The 23624-nt window shown below is 61.6% G+C and carries 24 protein-coding genes and 1 pseudogene; 8 read left to right on the top strand and 17 right to left on the bottom strand.

Going from position 1 to position 23624, the window contains the following annotated elements:
• Positions 1-109: 109 nt before the first annotated feature.
• The 10 genes from ccmI to ABWQ00_RS08295 form a co-directional block, all read right to left on the bottom strand.
• Positions 110-1345: a c-type cytochrome biogenesis protein CcmI gene (gene ccmI, locus ABWQ00_RS08250; RefSeq protein ID WP_353238193.1), complete on the bottom strand. Its 1236-nt coding sequence runs from the start codon at positions 1343-1345 to the stop codon at positions 110-112.
• A complete protein-coding gene (locus ABWQ00_RS08255) occupies positions 1345-1869 on the bottom strand; it encodes a cytochrome c-type biogenesis protein (protein WP_353238194.1) in 525 nt (174 codons plus the stop codon). Before ABWQ00_RS08255 ends, ccmI begins: the two co-directional genes overlap by 1 nt.
• Positions 1870-1901: 32 nt before the next feature.
• Entirely contained in the window at positions 1902-2516 is a 615-nt protein-coding gene (locus ABWQ00_RS08260; RefSeq protein WP_353238195.1) for a redoxin family protein, read from the bottom strand.
• The gene (locus ABWQ00_RS08265; RefSeq protein WP_353238196.1) at positions 2513-4525 is read right to left on the bottom strand and encodes a heme lyase CcmF/NrfE family subunit; all 2013 of its coding nucleotides are present in this window, start codon (positions 4523-4525) and stop codon (positions 2513-2515) included. The genes ABWQ00_RS08260 and ABWQ00_RS08265 overlap by 4 nt, the downstream gene beginning before the upstream one ends.
• A gap of 27 nt (positions 4526-4552) precedes the next feature.
• On the bottom strand, positions 4553-4999 hold the full coding sequence (gene ccmE, locus ABWQ00_RS08270) for a cytochrome c maturation protein CcmE (RefSeq protein WP_353238197.1): 447 nt from the start codon (positions 4997-4999) through the stop codon (positions 4553-4555).
• Positions 4996-5241: a heme exporter protein CcmD gene (gene ccmD, locus ABWQ00_RS08275; protein ID WP_353238198.1), complete on the bottom strand. Its 246-nt coding sequence runs from the start codon at positions 5239-5241 to the stop codon at positions 4996-4998. Before ccmD ends, ccmE begins: the two co-directional genes overlap by 4 nt.
• Positions 5238-6098, bottom strand: coding sequence for a heme ABC transporter permease CcmC (ccmC, locus tag ABWQ00_RS08280; protein ID WP_502908102.1), 861 nt, complete (start codon positions 6096-6098; stop codon positions 5238-5240). Before ccmC ends, ccmD begins: the two co-directional genes overlap by 4 nt.
• A complete protein-coding gene (gene ccmB / locus ABWQ00_RS08285) occupies positions 6010-6702 on the bottom strand; it encodes a heme exporter protein CcmB (protein WP_353238200.1) in 693 nt (230 codons plus the stop codon). Before ccmB ends, ccmC begins: the two co-directional genes overlap by 89 nt.
• The gene (gene ccmA, locus ABWQ00_RS08290; RefSeq protein ID WP_353238201.1) at positions 6699-7364 is read right to left on the bottom strand and encodes a cytochrome c biogenesis heme-transporting ATPase CcmA; all 666 of its coding nucleotides are present in this window, start codon (positions 7362-7364) and stop codon (positions 6699-6701) included. The genes ccmB and ccmA overlap by 4 nt, the downstream gene beginning before the upstream one ends.
• A 192-nt stretch (positions 7365-7556) precedes the next feature.
• Positions 7557-7883 (bottom strand): high-potential iron-sulfur protein, encoded by a 327-nt coding sequence (locus tag ABWQ00_RS08295; protein ID WP_353238202.1) that lies wholly within the window; start codon positions 7881-7883, stop codon positions 7557-7559.
• A 194-nt stretch (positions 7884-8077) separates the two neighbouring features.
• Between ABWQ00_RS08295 and ABWQ00_RS08300 the strand changes: the two genes are divergently transcribed.
• The 6 genes and pseudogenes from ABWQ00_RS08300 to ABWQ00_RS08325 all read left to right on the top strand — a co-directional run bounded on the left by ABWQ00_RS08300 (position 8078) and on the right by ABWQ00_RS08325 (position 14121).
• Positions 8078-8671 (top strand): NnrU family protein, encoded by a 594-nt coding sequence (locus ABWQ00_RS08300; protein WP_353238203.1) that lies wholly within the window; start codon positions 8078-8080, stop codon positions 8669-8671.
• 127 nt (positions 8672-8798) lie between these two features.
• Entirely contained in the window at positions 8799-9824 is a 1026-nt protein-coding gene (gene bchI, locus ABWQ00_RS08305) for a magnesium chelatase ATPase subunit I (RefSeq protein ID WP_353238204.1), read from the top strand.
• Between the two features lie 13 nt (positions 9825-9837).
• Positions 9838-11694: a magnesium chelatase subunit D gene (locus ABWQ00_RS08310; protein ID WP_353238205.1), complete on the top strand. Its 1857-nt coding sequence runs from the start codon at positions 9838-9840 to the stop codon at positions 11692-11694.
• Between the two features lie 6 nt (positions 11695-11700).
• Positions 11701-12597 (top strand): alpha/beta fold hydrolase BchO, encoded by an 897-nt coding sequence (gene bchO / locus ABWQ00_RS08315; protein WP_353238206.1) that lies wholly within the window; start codon positions 11701-11703, stop codon positions 12595-12597.
• A 45-nt stretch (positions 12598-12642) separates the two neighbouring features.
• Positions 12643-13824 (top strand): annotated as a pseudogene (locus ABWQ00_RS08320) (potassium/proton antiporter); the annotation flags it as partial.
• An 84-nt stretch (positions 13825-13908) separates the two neighbouring features.
• Positions 13909-14121: an HlyC/CorC family transporter associated domain-containing protein gene (locus tag ABWQ00_RS08325; protein ID WP_353238277.1), complete on the top strand. Its 213-nt coding sequence runs from the start codon at positions 13909-13911 to the stop codon at positions 14119-14121.
• 6 nt (positions 14122-14127) lie between these two features.
• Here the strand turns inward: ABWQ00_RS08325 and ABWQ00_RS08330 are convergent, their stop codons facing one another.
• The 7 genes from ABWQ00_RS08330 to ABWQ00_RS08360 all read right to left on the bottom strand — a co-directional run bounded on the left by ABWQ00_RS08330 (position 14128) and on the right by ABWQ00_RS08360 (position 21584).
• Positions 14128-15042, bottom strand: coding sequence for an alpha/beta fold hydrolase (locus ABWQ00_RS08330; protein WP_353238207.1), 915 nt, complete (start codon positions 15040-15042; stop codon positions 14128-14130).
• Between the two features lie 33 nt (positions 15043-15075).
• Positions 15076-15615, bottom strand: coding sequence for a TspO/MBR family protein (locus ABWQ00_RS08335; protein ID WP_353238208.1), 540 nt, complete (start codon positions 15613-15615; stop codon positions 15076-15078).
• Between the two features lie 7 nt (positions 15616-15622).
• A complete protein-coding gene (locus ABWQ00_RS08340) occupies positions 15623-16831 on the bottom strand; it encodes a geranylgeranyl diphosphate reductase (protein ID WP_353238209.1) in 1209 nt (402 codons plus the stop codon).
• Positions 16828-18207 carry a BCD family MFS transporter gene (locus ABWQ00_RS08345; protein WP_353238210.1) on the bottom strand — a complete coding sequence of 460 codons (1380 nt, stop codon included), beginning with the start codon at positions 18205-18207 and terminating at the stop codon, positions 16828-16830. Before ABWQ00_RS08345 ends, ABWQ00_RS08340 begins: the two co-directional genes overlap by 4 nt.
• The gene (gene chlG, locus ABWQ00_RS08350; RefSeq protein WP_353238211.1) at positions 18204-19187 is read right to left on the bottom strand and encodes a chlorophyll synthase ChlG; all 984 of its coding nucleotides are present in this window, start codon (positions 19185-19187) and stop codon (positions 18204-18206) included. The genes ABWQ00_RS08345 and chlG overlap by 4 nt, the downstream gene beginning before the upstream one ends.
• 73 nt (positions 19188-19260) lie before the next feature.
• The gene (gene ppsR, locus ABWQ00_RS08355; RefSeq protein ID WP_353238212.1) at positions 19261-20649 is read right to left on the bottom strand and encodes a transcriptional regulator PpsR; all 1389 of its coding nucleotides are present in this window, start codon (positions 20647-20649) and stop codon (positions 19261-19263) included.
• Between the two features lie 131 nt (positions 20650-20780).
• On the bottom strand, positions 20781-21584 hold the full coding sequence (locus ABWQ00_RS08360; protein ID WP_353238213.1) for a cobalamin B12-binding domain-containing protein: 804 nt from the start codon (positions 21582-21584) through the stop codon (positions 20781-20783).
• Positions 21585-21828: 244 nt separating this feature from the next.
• On the opposite strand from ABWQ00_RS08360, the gene bchF reads away from it, so the two are divergent.
• Positions 21829-22332: a 2-vinyl bacteriochlorophyllide hydratase gene (gene bchF / locus ABWQ00_RS08365; RefSeq protein WP_353238214.1), complete on the top strand. Its 504-nt coding sequence runs from the start codon at positions 21829-21831 to the stop codon at positions 22330-22332.
• Complete coding sequence (locus ABWQ00_RS08370; protein ID WP_353238215.1) at positions 22329-23621, top strand: ferredoxin:protochlorophyllide reductase (ATP-dependent) subunit N; 1293 nt, start codon at positions 22329-22331, stop codon at positions 23619-23621. Before bchF ends, ABWQ00_RS08370 begins: the two co-directional genes overlap by 4 nt.
• The last annotated feature ends 3 nt before the right edge of the window (positions 23622-23624 follow it).

The raw sequence follows: 23624 nt of genomic DNA on the forward strand, positions 1-23624 counted from the left end.
CGAGCATGTGACGGCGCTGGTCGAAGCGGTGCACAGCCATTCACGCCATTTGCGCCAAGGCTGACAAAGCGGCTGCAGGCAAGCCTTGCAAGTGATCTGCAGCAACTTGTCAACGACCCGAGATCTGAAGCACCACGCCTTGCACGCCCGTCTTCACACCGGACAGTTCGACCTGAAAATCGCCCTCTTGTTTTTGCGCAGATCCCGTTTTGGAGATGCGGGCCACCAGGCGCACTTGGGCCAACGATGACAACAAGGGCGGTGCGCCCATGCCCATGCTGTCGCTCAAGCCAAAATGCACGGGCCAGGCAGCAGGCGTGCCGCGCCAGATGGCCACGGGGCGACGCGAGCCGTCCTCGGCCAAGGCATAGACAAACAAAGTGGCTCCTGCGCCGATTTGGCTTTGAACATCAGAAGAAACACGAACTTCGCCTTGAATGAGAGGCCGCGCATCGACCGAACTGGCTGCAGCCTTCACATCGGGGCCTTGCGCCTGCACCTGGGGTGCGATCTGGGCCAAGGCTTGCTGCAGACCTTGCGCCGCTTCGCTGTCGGCAGGTACCAAAGCCAAGGCACGCTGCCAATAGCCTTGCGCAGCCCCGTAGCGTTTTTCAGACAAGGCCGCACTGCCCGCCAGCACCAAGGCGTTCAGGTGCTGGGGCTGCGTGCGCAACACGTCCTGAATCCATTGCCAAGGCTCTCCGGCATACACACCGCCCCCACTCAAGGCTTTCATTTGTGCGCGCTCAATCCACAGGTCGGGCTCTGGCGCCAAGCTGAGCACCTGAGCCAAGGCTTGCTCGGCCAAGGCGTGTGCGTTTTGGGCGGCATGCAAGCGCGCCAGGGTCAGCCAAGCCTCGGCATCCTTGGGGCTTTTTTGTGTGGTCTGCAGCCACTGCCGGGTCTGCTCGGCCAATTGTTCAGGTGTGGTGGCGCTGATCTTGACCCGTTGACTCAAAGGCACTGTCCACCACGCCTGTGGCGCACCCAATTGCACATAGCTCAGGCCGCTGAGCAAGACCAAGCCCACCACGATCCAACGCCAGGCCACGGGCAGACTCGCGTTCGAGCGGCTGATTTTGGCCTGCGCATCATCGTCCAGCACGTGACGCAATAACTCATCGCGCGCCGATTGGTGTTGCTCCGCATTCAAGCGGCCCTCGCTCAAGGCACGGTCCAAATCGGCCAAATGTTGCTGGTGAATTTGACGGTTCACCTGAGACTGCAGATCGCCGTTCACAACAGGCACCTTTTGCTTCAAGCCCCGCTGCACGACCCAAGCAGCCAAGCCACCCAAGCACAGGAGCACGCACAACAAACCCATCCAAGGCGGCAAAAAGGACATCAGGACTCCAGCATTCGGCGAACGCGTTCGCGCTCGCTGTCGGTCAAAGGCGCTGGCGCAACAGGCGTGCGGCGCATCAGGCGCAGCGCCACCGCCAGCGCCATCAGCAACAAGGCAAAGGGGCCAAACCACAGCAGCCAAGTCACGGGCTTGACTTCGGGCTTGTAGAGCACAAAGTCGCCATAGCGTTTGACCAAAAAACTGCGGATATCGGCGTCGCTTTGGCCTTGCTCGATCAAGTTGCGCACCTCACGGCGCAAGTCCACCGCCAACTCGGCATTCGAGGAGGCCAAAGATTCGTTTTGGCACACCAAGCAGCGCAGCTCGGCCGCAATGTGGTCCCAGCGCGCTTGAATCGGGGCAGACATGGGCGAATCACCCTGCGCCAAAACGGTGGCGCCCACGCCCGGCAAGACCGCTTGAACACTCGGCGCAGTCGAGACCATTGGGGCCAGCGGCGCACTCGGCGCTTGGGCACCCACCGAAGAGACCCACCACAACGCACTGGTCAAAAGACCATGCATGGCGAGTCGCCGAATGGCGAACACCAAGCGCTTCACTGCAAACTCCGCAACAAGGGCAGCAGTTTTTGCTGCAAAACCTCGGGCGTCAAGGCCCCAGCGTGCTTGAAACGCACCACACCTTGGCGGTCTACCAGATATGTTTCGGGCAATCCATAGACACCAAAATCCATGCCTACCCGACCATCCAAATCGAGCAGGTTCACGCCAAAAGCTTGGCCTTGCTTTTGCAACCAGGCTTGGCTGCGGGCTGTGGCTTTTTGATGGGCTTCAGGGCTCAAAGGGTCTTGGCCCGCCAACTCCGAGGCTTGCAGCTCTTTGTAATTGATGCCCACCATTTGCAAGCCCGGCTGACGGGCCAGGGCCATCAAAATCGGGTGCTCTTCTTTGCAACCCGCGCACCAGGTGGCCCACAGATTGACCAACGACACTTGCCCTTGGAATTGCTCGGCACCAAACACCCCAGCCCCGCCCACCAAAGGCAACTTGAAAGCAGGCGCAGGCTGGCCGATGAGTGGCGAGGGGATTTCTTGCGGGTTGCGCGTAAGACCTACTGCCAAAAACACCGCCATGCCCAAAAACAGCGCCAAAGGCACAAACACCCAGCGCGGCATGCGTCGGCTTGTCTCGGGTACGCTCATCGCGCTCATGCGGCGGTCCCCAGCGTGCCCGAGGCCACGACCGCTGCACTCGCACCGGACTTCACAGGTGCCTGCCGGTAGCGCCTGTCAAAAGCGGCCAAGCCCCCGCCCAAAACCATGAACACCGCGCCCAGCCAAATCCACGACACATAAGGCTTGTGGTAAACCCGAAAGCTCCACTGCGGTGGCTCACCCGCCAAGGGCTCGCCCAAAGACACATAGCGGTCACGCCAAAGGTTACGGTCAATCCCCGCTTCGGTCATGGGCATGGCACTCGAGACGTAGCGGCGTTTTTCGGGCAGCAATGTGCCCACCTGCCGCTCACGGCCCGGCTCACCTTCAAACAAGTGCACTTCTGCGCGCAAGGCCAAATAGTTCGGTCCCAAATGGTTGCCCACACCGATCAGTTGGTAGCGCACACCCGCAACACTCACCGAATCGCCCAGACCCAAACGCACGTCGCGCTCCACCTCAAAAGACTTGACGCCCGTGATGCCCAAGACCAGCACCGCCACGCCCAGGTGTGCGACCTGCATGCCCCACCAAGCCAGGCCCGGCGATCCGGGCAGGCGAAGGCGCTGCGCAATTTGCCAAGCGCCCGAGAGCACAATCCAGCCACCCAGCGTGCCGCCCATCACCGTGAGCCAACCGCCGGCGGTGGTCACGGCTTCTGCAGTCTGAGGCGCAGCGCCCCAAGTGGCCCAAGCACTGGCCAACAAAAGCGCCAAGGCCCCTGGCACCAGCACCGAGCGCAGCGCTGCCCAGCGCGCCACATGCCAAGGCACCACCGTGCCCGGCACCATGGCCAGCAAGAGCGGCACCATCAGCGGCACAAACACGCGGTCGAAATAAGGCGGGCCGACCGACAACTTGCCCAGGTTCAATGCGTCGATGATCAAGGGGTACAAAGTGCCCAGCAGCACCGCCGCCATGGCCACCACCAAGAGCACGCTGTTGAGCAGCAAAAACGATTCTCGCGAACCCACGACGGGCTGCGAGGCATTGGCCCACTGCGGCGCGCGCCAGGCAAACAAAGCCAGCGACACACCCACCACCACCACCAAAAACAGCAAGATGAACACGCCCCGCCCAGGGTCGGTGGCAAAAGCGTGCACCGAAGTCAACACGCCCGAGCGCACGAGGAAGGTGCCCAGCAAACTCAGCGAAAAGGCGCCAATGGCCAAGAGCACCGTCCAGGCCTTGAACTGCCCTCGCTTGTCGGTGACCATGAGCGAATGGATCAGCGCCGTGGCCACCATCCAGGGCATCAGCGAGGCGTTTTCCACCGGATCCCAAAACCACCAACCGCCCCAACCCAATTCGTAATAAGCCCACCATGAACCCAAGGCGATGCCCAGGGTCAAAAAGCCCCAGGCCGCTACGGTCCAGGGCCGTGCCCAACGCGCCCACGCGGCATCAAGCCGCCCCGACAACAAGGCCGCCATGGCAAAAGCAAACGCCACCGACAAACCCACATAACCCATGTAGAGCATCGGCGGATGGATGACCAAACCCGGGTCTTGCAGCAAAGGCGTCAAGTCGCGCCCCTCGGCAGGCGCCGGAAACTGCCGGGCAAACGGATTGGACAAAGCCAAGATGAACACCAAAAAGCCCACCGACACCGCGCCCATGACGCCCAGCACTTGCGCCACCATGGTTTGCGGCAAACGCTTGGAAAACATGGCCACAGCCACCGACCACAGCGCCAGCATCAAAACCCACAGCACCAAAGAGCCCTCGTGTCCAGCCCAAATCGCCGAAAGGCGGTATGGCGTAGGGAGCAAGGTGTTGGAGTTGTTGGCCACATACACGACACTGAAATCATGCACATAAAACGCATGCCACAAAGCGCCAAACGACAACACAATCAAGACCAACTGCAACTGTGCCAAAGGCCTAGCCAGCGCTTGCCAGCCTGAGCGGCTCGCCGACAAACTGCCCCACAGCGGCAGCACGGCTTGCGCCAAGGCGACCCAGGCCGCCATGATCAAGGCCATGTGGCCCGCTTCAGCCCACATGCCAGGCTCCTGAAAAAACAGCGCGCATCATTGCGCCACCGCCGCACCCATGCGGGCTTTGGCTGCCTCGTCCAATGCATGCTGGGCTTCGGGCGGCATGTAGTTTTCGTCGTGCTTGGCCAGCACTTCGCTGGCCACGAACAGTCGACTCGCGTCCAAGCGACCTTGTGCTACAACGCCTTTGCCTTCTTTAAAAAGGTCGGGCAGCAAACCCACATAACGCACGGGTACGTCACGCTGCGTGTCGGTCACCACAAAGGCCACCGCCATGCCATCGCGCTGAATGCTGCCTTCCTTGACCAAGCCCCCCACCCGAAAGTGACCGTCTTTGGGCGCTTCACCCGCCGCAACCTGGGTGGGGGTGAAGAAAAAAACCAAGTTGCTTTGGAAAGCATTGAGCACAAAAAACAGCGCACCACACACGAGCAGCATGCCCAGTCCGATGCCAAACAATCGCTTGTGGCGGCTTTTCATGTCGCAGCTCCCGGGTTAAAAGATGTGGATGAGTTGGTCTTCAAGACAAGCCGATCGGGCTCATGGGCTTCTTCTTGCGCAGCATCCATAGCCTCGCACACCGCCTCCAGTGCTTGCCGACGGCCCACGCGTGCAAGCCACACCTCCAGCGCCATCAAAGCCGCACTCACGCCCATGCTGCCCCAGACGTAAACGCCATAGCCACCCATGGCCCAAAATTCGGAAGCGCTTTGCCAAATCATGCGGCACCTCGCAAAACCCGGTGTGCCTGGACCTCGGGCAGCTGCTGGACCCAAGCCGCGTGGCTCTCGCGTTCCAGAATCAAACTGCGCACTCGCCACAAGGCGATGGCAACGGCATAAATCCAAATCGCGAAGCTCATGAGCAACATGCCCGTCAGCATGATGCTGGCCATGCGCGGCGACTGCGTGAACGACACCGACGCACCTTGGTGCAATGTGTTCCACCACTGCACCGAAAAATAAATGATGGGCACGTTGACTGCCCCCACCACCGCCACCAAGGCACCTGCCCGATCCGAGCGGCGCGTGTCCTCAATCGCCGAGGTCAGCGCGATGTAGCCCAAATACAAAAACAGCAAGATCAGCATCGAGGTCAGGCGCGCGTCCCACACCCAATAGGTGCCCCACATCGGCTTGCCCCACAAGGCCCCGGTCCACAGCGACAAAAACGCAAGCATTGCCCCGGTGGGTGCCAGCGCCCGCGTCATCAAGCCCGACAAACGCGTGTTGAACACCAGCCCCAAAACGCTCCAAAAGGCCATGGCCAAGTAAATGATCATGGCCATCCACGACACCGGTACATGGATGTAAATGATGCGGTAGGCCTGCCCCTGCTGCGCGTCGGATGGCGCGACCATGAAGCCCACCCACAAACCTGCCAGCGCCAAGGCACTGGCCAGCAGCGCCAGCCATGGCCACAGGCGTCCCGCCAGTGGATAAAAGTGTTGTGGGGCAGCGTAATGAAAGAGTTTCAAGGGTCGGTCCTTTTCATTCCAACGCCAGGCGCACCGCGGCCGCACAGGCCCAGGGGCTGAGCGCCGCCGTCGCCAGCAACAGTGCCAGCAACACCGAGACATGGGCCTGCGCCCCGAGGCCGCGCAACTGCGCATCGACCGCACCGGTGCCAAACACCAGCACCGGTACATACAGGGGCAAGAGCAAAAGCGACTGCAAGACCCCACCGCCGCGCACCCCCAAAGTGAGGGCTGCACCAATCGCGCCCAGCAAAGACAACACCGGCGTGCCGATCAACAGCGTCAAAGCCAACATGCCCAGAGCTTCTGGACCTAGGCCAAATTGCAAACCCAAGATCGGCGACAACACCACCAAGGGCAAGCCAGCGATCAGCCAATGTGCCAGCAACTTGGCACTGACCAACCAAGACAAGGGCGCAGCCGACAAAGCCAATTGCTCCAGGCTACCGTCTTGGTGATCGGCCTCGAACAAACGGCCCAGGCTCAGCATGCTGGCCAGCAAGGCGGCCACCCACAGTACACCTGGACCGATAAGTCGCAAGGTGTCTGGCTCGGGACCGATCGCCAAAGGAAACAGTGCGGCCACCACCACAAAGAAAAAAACCGCACCAAGCCACTCGGACTTGCGCCGCAAGGCCAGGCGCAGGTCACGGCGCAGCACACCGGCCATGGCTTGCCAAGGGCTGGGGTGAATCTGTGCGCTCATACCGCCCGCGCCACAGCGCCCAGTTGAAACCGCTCACCCGGGCCTTGCAAGCCCACATCGTGGTGGCTAGTCATGACAATGGCGCCGCCTGCGTCCACGTGCGATTGCAGCAAAGTTCGGGCAATGGCTGTGGCTTGGGTGTCCAAACCCACCAAGGGTTCGTCCAGCACCCACAAGCGCGCCGGGCTGGTGCGCAGACGCGCCAAGGCCACCCCTTGCCGCTGACCCTGCGAGAGCACGCGGACGGGTAGATGGGCCCGGCTTTTTAGGCCCTGCGCGGCAAGGGCTTGCACCGCCTGTTCGCGGTTGAGCACCAAGCCACTGACCTGGGCGTCAAGGCACAGGTTTTCGGTCGCGCTCAAATCGGGCTTGAGGCCCAAAGCGTGGCCAATGTAATGCAGCACCGAGCGATCGGGCCGTGCAGACTGAGTTTCTGGCGGTACAACGGAGCCCTGAATGTCGGGGCCAGCCCAACGCACTTGACCCTGCGCCGCTGGTGACAAGCCGCACAAGATGCGCAGCAAACTGGTTTTGCCACACCCATTGCCGCCTTCGATGTGCAGCCAACTGCCCTTGGGCACAACCAAGCTCACGCCCTCGAACAAAGTCCGCTGGGCCTTTTGACAGGCCAGGTCCATCGCTGAGAGCACCCAAGATGCCATGAAAAGGCTTTCTGGTCGGTTGAAACAACAACAAGTGTAACGGCAGATTGACACTTTGTGTGTCCAAAGCCTTGAATGGATTGGGCAAATCAGGGCAAACACTGAGCCCCCAGCCATCTTGGGGCGTAAAAAAACCGCCCAAAGGCGGTTTGAGGAACCCGGCAGGATAATCCAGCCAGGTCACCTAAGACATCAAGCCTTCTTGGCCCAAGCGGAGCACCAGCCTTTGGCAGACACTTGTTTGGCGCCAAACAGAGGGCAACCACCTGCAGCCGCACCGGCCTTGGCTTGGAACAGTGCGCAGTTGGCGCAGTTGTTCCCGGCAGCGTACTTAGGGTTCTTGGCTTTGTCGACCTTGGTTGCGTCGGCTTTGTATGCCAAACCCACGGCTTGGGGATCTTTTTCGTCAAGCATGGCTTGAGCGGATGCTTGGCTCACAGCCAAAGTGGCTGTAGCGGCAGTGGCCACTTGCATCATGAACACGCGGCGGGTGGAAGAGATTTCGGTAAAACGGGTCATGGACTGCTCCTGAAATAGGTAGCCAGAAAATACTGGACAGTTCATTGTGCGCCAGATCAGTCACCTTGTCATTTTTACCTGGATACCCGAGCAAATCACACAGGAAAGCCCGGGATTTTCAATGTCAACCCCCATGGACACAGGCGTGTCAGAATGGTGTTTTCCTGACACGCCTTTTGAAAAAGGGTTTTGACATGCTGCAACTCCTGCTCGGTTTGGTCCTTTTTTTGGGCATCCATTCACTTCAAAGCCTGGCACCCCAGGTCCGCCAAGACGGCATCGCCCGTTGGGGTGCGCTGGGTTACAAAGCGGTCTACGCCGCCATTTCCTTGCTGGGTCTTTATTTGCTGGTGCAAGGCTATGGCCAAGCTCGCCTTGACCCGGTGGTGCTGTGGACGCCCCCTCGCGGCATGCAACACGCCACGATTTTGCTGATGTGGTTGGCCATGGTTTTGCTGGTGGCCACGTATGTGCCTGGCAACCAGATCAAGACCAAACTGCGCCACCCCATGACCTTGTCGGTCAAGGTCTGGGCGCTCGGCCATTTGTTGTCCAACGGCAACTTGGCGGATGTGTTGCTTTTCGGCGGCTTTCTCGTTTGGTCGGTGTTGGTGTTCCGCGCCGCCCGCAAGCGGGACCGCCAAAACCTGCACTCTGCGCCCGAAGGCAAGCTGCTGGGTACATTGCTGGCGGTGTTGGTGGGCACCGGCGTGTGGGCTGCTTTCCTGATGGGTGGCTTGCACCTTTGGCTGGTCGGTGTGATGCCCTTCACCCGGGCTGGTGGCTAAGGGGTCTTGCGAAAGGGTCTGCCCCGCGAAGCATTCACGCAAAAATTCGGCATTAAGTGTAAATTTAACTTGACACTTTGCCGCGTCTTTTGGATGATGGGCCGAGAACAGTTTTGCGGATCGCCCCATGGCATTGACCTTCCCTTTTGCGGCCATCGTTGGTCAAGATGAAATGACCCTCGCCATCCAGGTGGTGGCGGTAGACCCTTCAATCGGCGGTGTGCTGGTGCTGGGCGACCGGGGCACCGGCAAATCCACCGCCGTGCGCGCCCTGGCAGACCTTCTGCCCCCCATTTCGGTCGTCAAAGGCTGTCCTTACCGCTGCGATCCGGCCAAGCCTGCTGGCGCCTGCCCGGTCTGCCAGGCCCGCGATCCCAAAGCCAAAGTCGTGACCGAACGCCAGAGTGTCGCCGTGGTCGACTTGCCTTTGGGCGCGACCGAAGACCGCGTGGTCGGCGCGCTGGACCTGGAAAAAGCCCTGTCACAAGGCGTCAAGTCCTTCGCCCCCGGCCTGCTGGCCCAGGCGCACCGGGGCTTTTTGTACATCGACGAAGTGAACCTGCTGGACGACCATTTGGTGGACCTGTTGATCGACGTGGCCGCCTCGGGCGAAAACCTGGTCGAGCGCGAAGGCCTGAGCGTGCGCCACCCCGCCCGCTTTGTGCTGGTGGGCAGTGGCAACCCCGAAGAAGGCGAACTGCGCCCGCAATTGCTCGACCGCTTCGGCCTGTCGGTACAAGTGCGCACGCCGCAAGACCTGACGCTGCGGGTGAGCATTATCAAACGCCGCGACGCCTTTGACAAAGACCCTGCCGCCTTCAAAGCGCTGTGGCACAAGGACAACCAGAAACTGCAAAAGCGCATCCTCAAAGCGCGTGAACTGCTCGACCAAGTGGATGTGAGCGACGACATGCTGATGCTGTGCACCCGCCTGTGCCAGCAACTGGGCACCGACGGCCTGCGCGCCGAACTCACGCTGCTGCGCGCCACCCGGGCGTATGCCGCGCTGCAAGGCCACAAAGCGGTGAAGGCCGAACACCTGCAAAGCATGGCCCCGCTGGCCCTGCGCCACCGCCTGCGCCGCAACCCGCTGGACGACACCGACTCGGGCGCGCGCGTTCAGCGCAGCTTGCAAGAAGTGCTGGCTGCCTGACCCGGGTGCGCGCATGGCCCGCGAAGCCCCATCACCGTCCACACCTTCGGACCCATTGGAGCGCTGCAACGACGCGCTCACCACACTGCAGTTGCTGCAACTCGACCCCCATGGTTTTGGCGGTGCGTGCCTGCGCGCACCGCACGGCCCGGTGCGCGAGCGCTGGCTGCAAGCCTTAACCGGTCTCGGCCTGGGACTGATCAAAGTGCCCGGCTCGGTGGACAGTGAGCGGCTGCTGGGCGGCATCGACCTGGCCCACACCCTGCAAACCGGGCAGCTGCACCTGCAAGCGGGCTTGCTGCAACAAGCCGACCAAGGCCTGGTGTGCCTGCCCATGGCCGAACGCCTGTCGACCGCCCTGCTCGCGCCTTTGGTGCAAGCGCTGGAACAAGGCCAGGTACCCCCCACCCGTCACAGCGCAGCCCCCTCACCCACCCGCTTTGGCGTGGTGGCACTCGACGAATCCTTGCCCGACGAACCAGGCGTGGGCGCGGCCTTGGCCGAACGCCTGGGCGTTTGGCTGGACCTGAACGAACTCTCGCCCAGCGACATCCACGCGGCATGGAAGGGCGACAGCGGGTCTGATGGCCTGCAGATTCGTCTCAGCCCCGGCGCGTTGGCGCGCGCCCGCTCGCACCTGCCCCAAGTGCAAGCCACCGATGAGCACATGCAAGCGCTTTGCGCCGCCGCTTTGGGCCTGGGCATTGGCTCCTTGCGCGTGCCCAGCTTGGCGCTGCGCGTGGCCTGCGGCCATGCGGCGCTGAACGGTCGCAGCACGCTGGACGCCGACGATCTGGGCTTTGCCGCTCGCTGCGTGCTGGCGCCGCGCGCCACACAGTGGCCGGCAGAGCCGTCTGCCGAAGAAGCAGAACATGCGCCACAGGAAGACGCCACACCGCCGCCAGAGCCGCCAGACAAGGCCGACCAAGCGCCTGACAACGAAGCTGAAACGGACCACACCCCAGACCCCGGCCCTCCACCCGAACCCAGCGCAGAGGATCTGCAAGAGATGATGGTTGCCGCTGCCCTGGCCAGCTTGCCGCCACACATGCTCGACGCGCTGATGACCCGCCAAGGCGCGGCCAACCACAACACCTCAGGCCGCAGCGGCCAAACCCGGGCAGGTTCGCAGCGTGGCCGCCCCCTGCCCCCACGTCCTGGCCGCCCCGGTGGTCAGGCGCGACTGCATGTGCTGGCCACTTTGCGTGCGGCAGCGCCCAAACAGCGTTTGCGGCAAGCGCACAGCACCGGTCGCGTCGCGATCCGCGCCGAAGACTTCCACATCCAGCGCTACCAGCAGCGCGCCTCCAGCTGCCTGATCCTCGCGCTCGACGCTTCGGGCTCGGCCGCGCTGCAGCGCTTGGCCGAGGCCAAAGGCGCGGTCGAGTTGTTGTTGCAGCAGTCTTATGCCCGGCGCGACAGCGTCTGCATCGTGGCCTTTCGAGGTGCGCAGGCGCAGCTGCTGCTGCCCATGACGCGTTCACTGGTGCGCGCCAAACGCGCCATGACCGGCCTGCCCGGTGGCGGCGGCACACCCTTGGCCTTGGCCTTGAAAATGGCGCACGAACAAGCGGCGCAACTGCAACGCCAAGGCGTCACACCCATCTTGGTGGTGCTGAGCGACGGCCGCGCCAACGTGACGCTGCAAGGCTTGGGCGGCCGCGCCCAAGCGCAAACCGATGCGCAAAGCTGGGGCCAGCAGTGGCGCGCCAGTGGCCACCGCGCCTTGTGGATCGACACCTCCATGCACCCCGACGCGCAAGCGCAGCAACTGGCCGCCACCATGGGCGCAAGCTATCTGCCCATGCCGCAGGTGCAGTCGCAGCGCATGGCGCACGCCATCGAGCGGGTGCGCAGCCCGCAGGCCTGAACGGTCATGTTTGACAGCTTCTACCCCAGCATGTCTTGGGCCGAGCACCAAGCCCAGCCCCAGATTTGGCCGCACGCGCAGCACAGCCGACAAGTGCAAGCAGGTGGCATTCAATGGCATGTCCAAACCATGGGCCAAGGCCCCTGCATGCTTCTTTTGCACGGCACCGGCTCGGGCAACTTCAGCTGGCGTGGCCTCATGCCCGCGCTGGCCGAGCACTTCACCGTGGTCGCACCCGATCTGCCCGGCCACGCCTTCACCAGCCGGGGCCCCGAAGGCGCACTGTCGCTGCCCGGCATGGCCGAGGGCTTGCGGGCCTTGATGCTGCAACTGAACCTCACGCCGCAGGTCATCGTGGGCCACTCAGCGGGCGCGGCGATTGCCGCGCACATGGCGCTGCACTTTGACAGCGCAGCGCGCAGCGCGCTGATCGGCCTCAATCCGGCCTGGCTGCCCCTGCCGGGGGTAGCGTCTTGGCTGTTCGGCCCGGCGGCCAAACTGGCAGCGCTCAACCCGCTCTCAGCCTGGGCCACGGCCAAGCTGGCAGCCAAACCGGGTGCGGTGGCCGAGTGGATTGCGCGTACCGGCTCGACGCTTGACGCACAAGGGATTGACCTCTACACCCGCGTGCTCAGCGACTCTGGCCATGTGCATGGTGTGCTGTCAATGATGGCGGCTTGGCGGCTCAAGCCGCTGGCCGCGCGCCTGCACGAAATTCGCAACCCTGTGTTCATGCACATCGGCGACAAAGACCAGACCGTGCCTCCGGCCTTGGCCGATGCGGCCTGCATGCGATTACCGCAAGCACGCTTGCATCTGCAAGCCGGTTCAGGACACTTGGCACACGAACAAGACCCACTGGGCACGGCCCGTTACATCTTGCGTTGCTGCCCTACGGCATAAAACCACGGCCTCGGACGGACGCCCGTCTTGTGGTACGTTCACCCCATGGTTTTGTCGCTTGATTTCCTTTCATTGCCCTTGTTGGCCGGCGCTGCACTGGTGTTCATCAGTGTCTTGGCCGGGGTGTTTTCTGCGCGCATCGGTTTTTCGTTCTTGCTGATTTTCTTGGTGGTCGGCATTCTGGCCGGCGTGGACGGGCCGGGTGGGCTGGTTTTTGACGATTTCCGTTTGAGCTTTTGGGTGGGCAACGTGGCCTTGGCCGTGATCCTGCTCGACGGCGGTTTGCGCACCCAAATGCGCACTTTTCGCACCGGTCTGAAGCCCTCGCTGTTGTTGGCCACGCTGGGTGTAGTGCTGTGCACGGGCATCACGGGCGCCGCGGCTTATTGGCTGCTCGACTTGTCTTGGCCATTGGCCCTTTTGGTCGGGGCCATCGTCGGTTCCACCGACGCGGCAGCCGTTTTCTCCTTGCTCAAGTCATCCGGAGTGCACCTCAATGAACGGGTCTCCGCCACCTTGGAGATCGAGTCCGGCTTGAACGACCCCATGGCCGTTTATCTGACGTTGACTTTCATTGCCATCGCGCTGTCCATGACCAATGCAGAGAGTGTGCCGCTGAGCGTCTCTGAGGTTTTGCTGTCTTTGCTCTAACACTTGGGCTGGGGCGGCATTTTGGGCTTGGTCTGTGGCTGGGCCATGGCGGAATTGGTCAAACGCTTGGGCCGAGGCGAGGACGGAGGCGGCGGCATCCGTGCTCTGTTGATTGTGTCAGGTGGGCTCACGGTGTTCGCGCTCACCACTTGGTTAGGGGGCTCCGGATTTTTGGCGGTGTACCTGATGGGCGTCGTCATTGGCAACCGGGCTCGCAGGCAAGTGCGTGCATCCTTATCGGCCATGGACGGCTACGCTTGGCTGTCCCAAGCGGGCATGTTCTTGTTGCTGGGCTTGCTGGTCACGCCCACCGAAATGATGAAGTCGCTGTGGCCCGCCATCGGGGTGTCGCTGGTGCTGATGTTCGTGGCCCGCCCGCTGTCGGTTTGGTTGTGCTTAAAACCGCTGCACTTTTCCGGACGCGAAATCGCCTTTGTGTCATGGGTGGGTCTGCGCGGTGCGGTGCCGATTGTGTTGGCGGTGTTCCCGGTCATGGCCGGTGTCGAAGGGGCCAGCATCTACTTCAATGTGGCCTTCATCGTGGTCCTCACCTCCTTGGTGCTGCAAGGCTCCACCATCGCCTGGAGTGCACGACGCCTGAACGTGGTCTTGCCCGACCTGGACGACACCGAACACGCCCGCTTGGTCTTCGGTGACTTTGTGCTGGCCGCCAGCACCTCCATGGGCGACCTGTGCATGTTTTATGGGCTGGAACTGCCTTGCGATTCAGACAAAACCATTGGCCAATGGCTGGCTGAGAGCTTGCACCGCCCGCCGGTCGAAGGTGACACAGCCCATCTGGGCAAAGCCGAGGTCAGTGTGCGCGCCACCGAAGGCAACCACATCTTGCAAGTGGGCATCCGGATCACCTGAAGCGGCTCAGCGTAAAAATTCGGTCACCGCTTGTTGTGACACCTCGGCCGCTTCTTCTTGTGGCAAATGCCCCACTTGGGGCCAAGACACCAAACGACTGCCTGCAATGGCTTGTAAAAAATCCTGAGCGTTGCTCACAGGAATCATGGCGTCGGCCTCACCCCACACCAGCAGCGTTGGGGCCTTGATTTGGCGCAACAGCGGCAAGGGCTCTTGCAACACCGTCTGCTTCAATCGGTCCAACATGGCTTGGCGTGCCCCTGGGGCCAAGATCAAATCGTGGTAACGGGTGGTCACCGCGTCGCTCAGGCTGTCTGGCCGGGCATAGGCCGATTGCAAATTCATGCGCAGCAAAGCCTTGGGCAAGACATGGCGCATGAGGCCCAATGTGGCAGGCACATCCATGGGCTTGCCGTAATCAAAACCAAAACTGGCAAAGCCATCGGGCGCCACCAGCACCAGTTTGTCCACACGATCTGGATAACGGGCAGCTAAAGTCCAAGCGATGCGTCCGCCCATTGAATGGCCAACCCAGCTGGCACGTTGCAAGTCCAGACTGTCCATCAAGGCGATCAGCATGTCCAAGCTGCGCGCATCTCGGTAATCGTGTGCAGGATCGGGTGGGCTCAAACCACTGCCCGGCAAATCGATGCGCACCACTCGGTGGGTGGCAGACAGCGCTTTGGCCCACGCATCCCAAGTTTGCAGGCTTGAACCAAAGCCATGCAACAACACCACCGCCGGAGCGTCGGCCGGACCGCTTTGACGCACATGCAGTTGCCACGGACCCACACTGCGCATGTCGGCAGGGACGGCCAAATAACGCGCCTCCAAGGTCGCGCGCGGCACATCGGGCGTCCAAAGCCACAAAGACAAGGCAGTCAAGACAGTCAGGGCCAACACACTGGCAAGCCTTTTCATGGGGCGCGGGCCACGCGCGACAAAGAGTTCATATCAGAGCTTTGTACCAAAAGGGCCATTCAGCATCACGGTTTGCACATTCAGCACCGCCGCAATACTGACCCAAATCCAATACGTGACGAGCAACAAACTGGCCCAGCGCGACAGACGCCACAAGCCCATGACCAAAGCCAGGATCGAGAGCCACAAGAACACCACCTCAAAGAGCGCCCAATCAGGCCGCTGCAACTTGAAGTAGAGCGCACTCCACAGGACGTTCAGCACCGCGTTCACCCCAAACAAGCCCAACACACGGCGGCGCAGGGCCAGCGTGTCGGCCGCTTGCCAAGCCAGCCAAGCGCTGATGGCGCACAAGGTGAAAATGGTGCTCCAGATGACACCAAAAGCGGCGTCAGGAGGCTTCCAAGGGGGGTGGCGTAAAGCGAAGTACCAAGGCCCCAACTCGGTCAGGGCCGCGCCGATGCCCGCTGTGCCGTAGCTGAGCACAAAGGCCAGGAGCAGGGTGCGCAGAGACCCTTTATGGGTGCGCCCCAGGGTTGACATCAGCAAGCCGTGTTCGGGGTGCTGGTTCACTCAGACCTCATGTGCGTGCCAAACCTAACAAATGGGCCATGTCCTTCAAAAAGATGCGCACGTGCGCCATGGGGTCCTTGCGTGCCAATTCTTTGTTCATGTAGGACTCAAACGTCAGGCGCTGCACGTCGCGGTCTTCGCAGATCTTGACGAACTTTTCGCGGCGTTTGTCGTTTTGGTACCAGAAGTACTGCATCACGCCCAAGATCCAGAACACGCGGCCATGTTGCTTCATGAAGCTCTTGCGGCCTTGCTTCAGGCAAGCGCTGTTGCCGGTTTTGAGGGCCTGGTGTGCGGCTTGCGACACACGCCGCGCGCAATCCATCGCGTAATAAATGCCTTCGCCAGAGGACGGGGCCACCACACCCGCGGCGTCGCCGATCACCACCACATCCCGGCCGTTGTCCCATTGGGGCAGCGGTTTGAGCGGAATGGGTGCGCCTTCGCGGCGCAGAGTAGGTGCATGGGTCAGGCCAGCAATCTCGCGCAAGCGCGCCGTGGCACTGCGAAGAGAGTACCCCTTGTCAGCACTGCCCATGCCCACGCTCATGGTCTTGCCGTGCGGAAACACCCAGCCATAAAAGTCGGGCGAGACCTCACCTTGGTAGTACACATCGCAGCGCGCCGCGTCGTAGCCGGGCTGGCCCACAGGCGACTCGATGATCTCGTGGTACGCGAACACGTATTTGGTTTTGTGGGCGTTGGGAATGGCTTGGCGCGCGACTTCTGAGCGCGCACCATCGGCCCCCACCACCATGCGGGTCGACACCTTGACGGGCTGTGCATGCTCGGCTGCAGCGTGCTCTTTGGCCGTGACCGGGGTGTAGTGCACCCACAACTGGCCGCCGTCGTCGTGCTGCAGCTTGTCAAAAATTGCTTGGCAGCGCACGGCCCCCGATTGGGCTGCGCGTTCGCGCAAATACTCGTCGAACTCGTCGCGGTCCACCATGCCCACATAACCGTTGTCGATCGGGATGTCGACCTTGTTGTCGGCTGGTGAGATCATGCGGGCGCAACGCACCTTGGCCACCAGCAGGTGGTCAGGGATGTCAAAGTCCTTGATCAGGCGCGGCGGTATCGCCCCGCCGCAGGGTTTGGTGCGGCCTTGACGGTCCAGCAACAAAACACGCCAACCTTGGCGCACCAGGTCGTGTGCCGCAGTAGCGCCCGAAGGCCCTCCGCCCACCACCACAAAGTCGTAATCGGTTTGGTTCATGAGCTTGACCCACCTTTGAGTAATACGGGACCATCAAAACGCAAGGGCTGACGCTGCGCGGGCCCGGCACGCAGGCGCACAGCCACCGCAGCCGAAACCGCAAACATGAGCGCTTGCAAGCCAAACACAGCCGCATAAGCCGTGCGCTGTTCACCCAACAAGGCATGGGCCAAGTCGCTGGCAGCCGTGCCCAGCAAACCGCCCAAGCCAAAGGCCGCCGCTTGCGCCGCGCCCCACAAACCCATGCGCGTGCCTTCGCGGCCCCTACCGCTGCCGCCCTCGCCCTGACCGGCCAAGCGCATCATGGTGGCGATGGCCGCGATGGAGAACGCGCCGTTGGCCACGCCTAGAAACACCACATTGGCCTTGAGCGGCCAATCGACCGACAGCGCGGAGCTGACCAAGCCCACCGTGGCCAAGGCCGAGAACAAACAGCCGCCGACCATCCAGGCTTGCACCGATCCCAGGCGCCCCGCCACCCAGCGTGAGCCTGCGCCGGCCACCGCCAGCATGCCCACCAGCACCCCCATGTGGTGCCAGCCTGACAACTGCGTGGTCTGGCCCGGCGTGAAGCCATGCACCGCGCCCGCGAAGGGCTCCAAGATCAAATCTTGCGCGCTGTAGGCCAGCATGGACATGAACACAAACACGGTGAAGGTGCGCGCTGAAGGATCGGCCCAGACCTCTTGGAAGGCCTCTTTGAAATTTTGCTTTTGCAGGCGCTCGGTGTTGCCGCTCGGCGCCACAACCAGTGAGGGGTCAAGCTCTTTTTCCAAGCCCCACAAACACAGCGCCGTGATGCATGCAGTGACCACACTCAGCCCAGCCGAAACTTGCAGCAGCACCTGCGGGCTGTAAGGATCGATCAGCTTGCCCACCACACCGGCAGTGACCGCAAAGCCCACGATCATCATCAGCCACACGGTGGTGGCCGCAGGTGCTCGGCGCTCGTCGGGCACGCGCTTGGCCATCAGGGTCAACAGTGACGTGCCGCAGGCACTGACACCGAGGCCAATCAAACTGAAAGACAACCAAGCCAGCAGCGCGCCATAAAGAGGCTGCGTCGCCATCCAGACGGTGGCCCAAGCGGCCATTACGCCACCCACGCCTAGCACCAGCATGCCGCCCAACATCCAGGGCGTGCTGCGCCGTCCCTTGTCGGCACCAAAACCCATGCGCGGGCGCACCATTTGCACCGCGTAATGCCAGGCCACCAAAAAGCCGGGTAACAAAGCGGGCAGCGCCAGTTCGACCACCATGATGCGGTTGAGTGTGGACGTGGTCACCACCACCACCGCGCCCAGACAGGCCTGAATCAGACCCAAACGGATGATTTGGAACCAACCAAACATCGAGGGGTTCAAGGCCGTGCTCATGCGACCCCCACCGTCTGTTGCAACAAACTGAGCTGGCGCAAGCCCCAAGCGCTGACCATCATGCCGCTGACGAAAAGCGGCACACCAAAGGCCGACACATGCAAAGCACGCTCAACCGGCTGGCGCAAAAATTTGAGCATCAAGGGCCCTTGCAATACCGCCAGAGCCAAGACAGCTGACGAGTGCCATGGCAACTGCCAGTGGGCCAGCAGCAAGGCCACGACCACCTGCGGCACCAGCATGAACACGCAAGCCATGCGGGCTGCACCATGTGCACCCAGCTGCACCGGCAGCGAGGCCACACCCATGCGGCGATCGCCCTCAATGGCCTTGAAATCGTTCAGCGTCATGATGCCGTGCGCACCCACGCTGTAAAGCAACGCCAGCGCCACCGAATGCGGGCCAGGCCAAGCCCCGCCCAGCATCACGGCCGTGCCGGTGAGCCACGCGAGGCCTTCGTAACTCAATGCGCAAGCGGAATTACCCCACCAACCGTTGTTTTTCAGACGCACCGGCGGCGCGCTGTAAGCCCAAGACAGCGCAATGGCCAAGGCGCAGGCCGCAAAACCCCAAGGCCCCATGAGCGTGGCCCAGATCAGCGACAGCACCGTCCAAGCAATGGCAATGCCCAGCCCCCAACGACCGGGCATGCGCCCTGAAGGGATGGGGCGGTTGGGTTCGTTGATGGCGTCCACGTGCCGGTCAAACCAGTCGTTCACCGCCTGGCTGCTGGCGCACACCAAGGGGCCCGTCAGCACCAGACCCAAAAGCAACAAAGCCCAGTTGGCGCCAATGTCTTGGCCCGAGGCCACCACGCCGCAGGCAAAGGCCCACATGGGTGGGAACCAGGTGATGGGCTTGAGCAATTCGGCCACCGTGCGCCAAGAGGGCCGGCTGAGCGGCGCCACCCGTGCGGCATGCACTGCGCTTGCAAGAGAAGCCTGAGAAGGGGGCGTGTGGGCCAGTGGCGGGGTGTCCATGCCCCGATTGTGAAGAGAGATTTATAAATGTCAACCAGGATTGACACTCATCGTCAATTTTAATTGACAGTCTTCAGGGGTTGTCGGTTTCGGCTTCGGCCACCATGCCAAAGCGGCGCAACTTGACGTAGAGACTTTGGCGTGACAAACCCAGCATTTCCGCGGCCGAAGCGCGGTTGTTGTGGGTCAATTCCAAAGCCGCTTCAATGCACAAGCGCTCGATGGTGTCCACCGTCTCGCCCACGATGTCCTTGATCGGGCGGCGCCCCACCAATTGCGACAACTCGGAAAAGGGATTGGCTTGGCTTTGCGACACAGAGGCGCCGCCCTGCAAGCGGCGGTCCATGTCACGTACAAAAAAGGCAAACATCGGCTCGGGTCGGGCCAGGCACACCGCCGACACCTCAACCGGCAGCGTCATGCCCGACAGGGTGCGGACTTCAGTCGCAAAATTTCGCACAGGCAACTGTTGACGCAAACTGGTGTGCAACACACCCCAGTCCACAGCACCCCTCAACAACCAGCGCTCCAGGTTTTGGCCCACCACCTGAGACGACGCGGTCAGGCCCAGCAAAGCCATGCCTTCTTCGTTGACACTTTTGATCACGCCCGTGGTGTCTGTCAGCAACCAGCCATCTGGGAAACGCTCCATGGCCTCGCTCAAGGCAGCCGATGAACCTGGATCTTGATGGGCCAGGTCCGTGGCCTCACGTGTGACCAAACGCACCAAAAACTGCGCCCCGCCTTCTTGGCGGAACACGGTGGCCGACACGGTCCAGGCTGTTGGCAAGCCCGCCACGCGGGCCGCGCACATCTCGATGCGGCCCGTGGCCAGCGCCATGCGCAGCAAAGACTGAACTTCACCCTGGCTCTCGCCCTCAAAACATTCACGCACGTCACGACCGACCAATCGTTTGCCCGCATCCTTGAGCAAAGCTTGCGCACCCACATTGGCCTCCAGCACGCGTTGTGTGCTGGCGTCCACCATCAAAACCGCTTCAGAAGAAGTGTCGAACAACACGCGGTAGCGCGCCTCGATGTGGCGCAGACGCAAATAGTCGCGCTCCATCGACTGCTGGGTCTCGACCAGTCGGCGCTGCAATTCGGCCAGACTTTCGAGGTCTCGGCCCATGGCCAGCAACTTGCCGCCGGCCAAGGGCAGCACCACATACTGCAGGGCCACCTCATTGCCTAAGGGAGACATGTGGTTGACATGCCGCCAGCGCATCACCTCTGGGACGCCTTGCGACAGCAACATTTCTTGGACTTTCGCGCGACTCTCGCTGGTGACCGTGTCGATCCAGCGACGACCGATCCAGGTCTGGCAACCCAAAGAAGCCAAGGTGTCACGCCCGGTAGACACGTCTTCGATCACTCCTTGCGGGTCCATGACCAAGGTGACATCAGACACCACACCCAGCAACTGAGAGAAGGTGGATGGGTCCAAAGAGGGAAGCTTCATGTATTAAATCAAACAGGTTTGAACATCAGGAAGTTGACACTTGTATATGTCCGCCGAGTATAGGCCGATGCAGCCCACGGAATCCCGAGGAGATGGGTTTTGAATTCATTAAAAATAATCGATTTGACAATTTATGTGGCCCCTGCGGGTGTCAAAAGCATCCCTTTTGTGATACACGCCACCGTCTCAGGCGCATCCTCAGCGACCACTTGAGCGGGCAGCCCTTTGATCAAGTCGGGCGCCTGGAATGCCATGGGGCCACCCACAAATACTTGCAGGTTCAGGTTGTCTGACGCTTCACGCAGCTGTGGGAGCAAGGTCTGCAGGGTGCCCAAATGCCGGTCGGTGCTGACCGAAATGCCCACCGCATCGAACCAATCGGACACAAACAGTTTTTTGAAATCCGCCACGTCTTGGGGCACGGCCACCGTGACCACCCAGCCGGCGCGTTTGAAAAACTCACTGAGCATGAACAATCCCATGCTGTGCTGAGCCCCTGGCTCGGTCAACAAAAGCAAACTCAGGCCGTTGCGCTGCTGAGGCGTCTCTTGGAGAAACTCCGCACTGAAATCGTGCAGCAGCTGCTGGAGATGAGAGGACGCAATGGTGGTCATGGCGAAATCCAAGCGGTCCGAACACCACCAGTCCCCCAAGAGGCGGGCACAGGGCGTGATGCCTTGTATGTAGATGTCCTCCAGCGACTGGCCTTGGCGCTGCCAACCAAACACCACCTGCCTTGCCGCATCCAAGCCCTGCAAACAGGCTTGCGCGAGGATTTGAATTTGCCCCAAGTCAATGGCCGATTTGCCCGCAAATGAGGTGCCGCCTACCAAGCGTGGGCCCACAGGCGAGCCTTGCCGCAAGGCTTCCGGGAGAGTCATCACCCCTTGCACCAAGGGTGGGGACTGAGAATTTTCGAAATTGAATTTGGCCATGACAAGCACCGATCATCAAAAGGATACACCAGCGGCAGGCTCCGGGGCGTCGGAGTGCTCGTCGCAAGAAGGGGGATGAAGCCATCCTCATGACCCCATCCAACACAGGCTTGAGTGTGGTTTGATTTCAGCGCATTGTATCTAGTGTAAACCCTGATCACTTAAAATATTGTCAATTTATGTTGACACACTGTATATCCAGACTTACATTCAAAGCCAATCTTCCCACATCGCCAAACAGTCCATGTCCGCTTCATCCGACCAGGTTTTGTACACGCCAGCGCAACGCGCCCGGCGAGATGCGACTGCCTGGACACTGGTGCAAGGCATCTTGGCCCCAGTGCAGTTCCTGATCTTCGGCATCAGTTTGTATCTGGTGATCAACAGCCTGCAAACGGGCGAGCACACCGATTGGGCCCTGGCCTCGGTGGTGATCAAGACCTTGGTGCTTTACGCCATCATGGTCACCGGCGCGATCTGGGAAAAAGTGGTCTTCGGCCAATACCTGTTTGCCCCCGCGTTCTATTGGGAAGACGTGGTCAGCATGGGGGTGCTGGCCCTGCACACCGCCTACCTTTGGGTTTGGTGGCAAGGGCTGTGGAGCCCCACCGACCAGCTGCTGCTGGCCCTGGCTGCGTATGGCAGTTACGCCATCAACGCTGCGCAATACATCCGCAAGCTGCGCATGGCGCGGCTACAAAAACCCACCCCTTCTATGCCCGACACGGGCGCACAGGCCAGCACATGAGCACTGTCATCCCGATCCGCGCCGAAACCTCCGCTGCAACCACGGGTTGCACCGACGTCGTGCCTTTGGTCGAACGCGGCCAGCGCGAGGTGTTTTGCGGCCTGACCGGCATCATTTGGCTGCACCGCAAAATTCAAGACGCTTTCTTTTTGGTGGTGGGCTCTCGCACTTGCGCCCACCTGATCCAGTCGGCCGCGGGGGTGATGATTTTTGCAGAGCCCCGCTTTGGCACCGCCATCATCGACGAGCGAGACTTGGCCGGTTTGGCCGATGTGCACGAAGAGCTCGACCGCGTGGTCGGCCAGTTGCTGGCACGCCGCCCTGACATCCGCTTGTTGTTTTTGGTGGGCTCTTGCCCTTCAGAAGTCATCAAGCTCGACTTGTCACGCGCTGCCGAGCGCCAAAACCAGATCCACCACCCCAAGGTGCGCGTGCTCAACTACTCGGGCAGCGGCATTGAAACCACCTTCACCCAGGGCGAAGACGCTTGCCTGGCAGCCATGGTCCCCGGCCTGCCCGCCAGCACCGACACCGCACCCGCCTTGATGGTGGTGGGCACCCTGGCCGATGTGGTCGAAGACCAGATGCGCAGCCTCTTTGATCGCATGGGTCTGCAAGTCAACTTCTTCCCACCGCGCAACAGCCAGGCCATGCCCGTGGTTGGCCCGGGCACCCGCTATTTGCTGGCGCAGCCCTTCTTGGCCGACACCGCCCGCGCCCTGCAATCGCGCGGCGCACAGCACCTGGCCGCACCCTTCCCGCTGGGCGTGGAAGGCACGACCGCTTGGCTGCAAGCGGCCGCGACCGAGTTTGGTGTGGTCCCAGAGGTGTTTGAACAAGCCACCGCCGCACCCCGCCAGCGCGCCGAAAAAGCCATGGCCGTACAGCGCCAGATGCTGCAAGGCCAACGCATCTTTTTCTTTCCCGACTCGCAGCTCGAAATCCCGCTGGCGCGATTTGTCAACCGCGAATTGGGCATGGAACTGGTGGAGGTGGGCACGCCCTATTTGCACCGTCAGCACATGGCCGCCGAACTCGCGCTCATCCCCACAGGCACCCGCATCAGCGAAGGCCAGGACGTGGACCTGCAGCTCGACCGTTGCATCGCCGATGCCCCCGACCTCGTGGTCTGCGGTCTCGGTTTGGCCAACCCGCTGGAGGCCCAAGGCATCACCACCAAGTGGGCCATCGAGTTGGTCTTCACCCCCATTCAAGGCTATGAACAGGCGACCGATTTGGCCGGTCTGTTCAGCCGCCCACTCAAACGTCGCCTGAAGCTGGCGGCCTGAAAG

It is taken from the genome of Limnohabitans sp., assembly GCF_040400975.1.
Lineage (GTDB): Bacteria > Pseudomonadota > Gammaproteobacteria > Burkholderiales > Burkholderiaceae_C > Limnohabitans_A.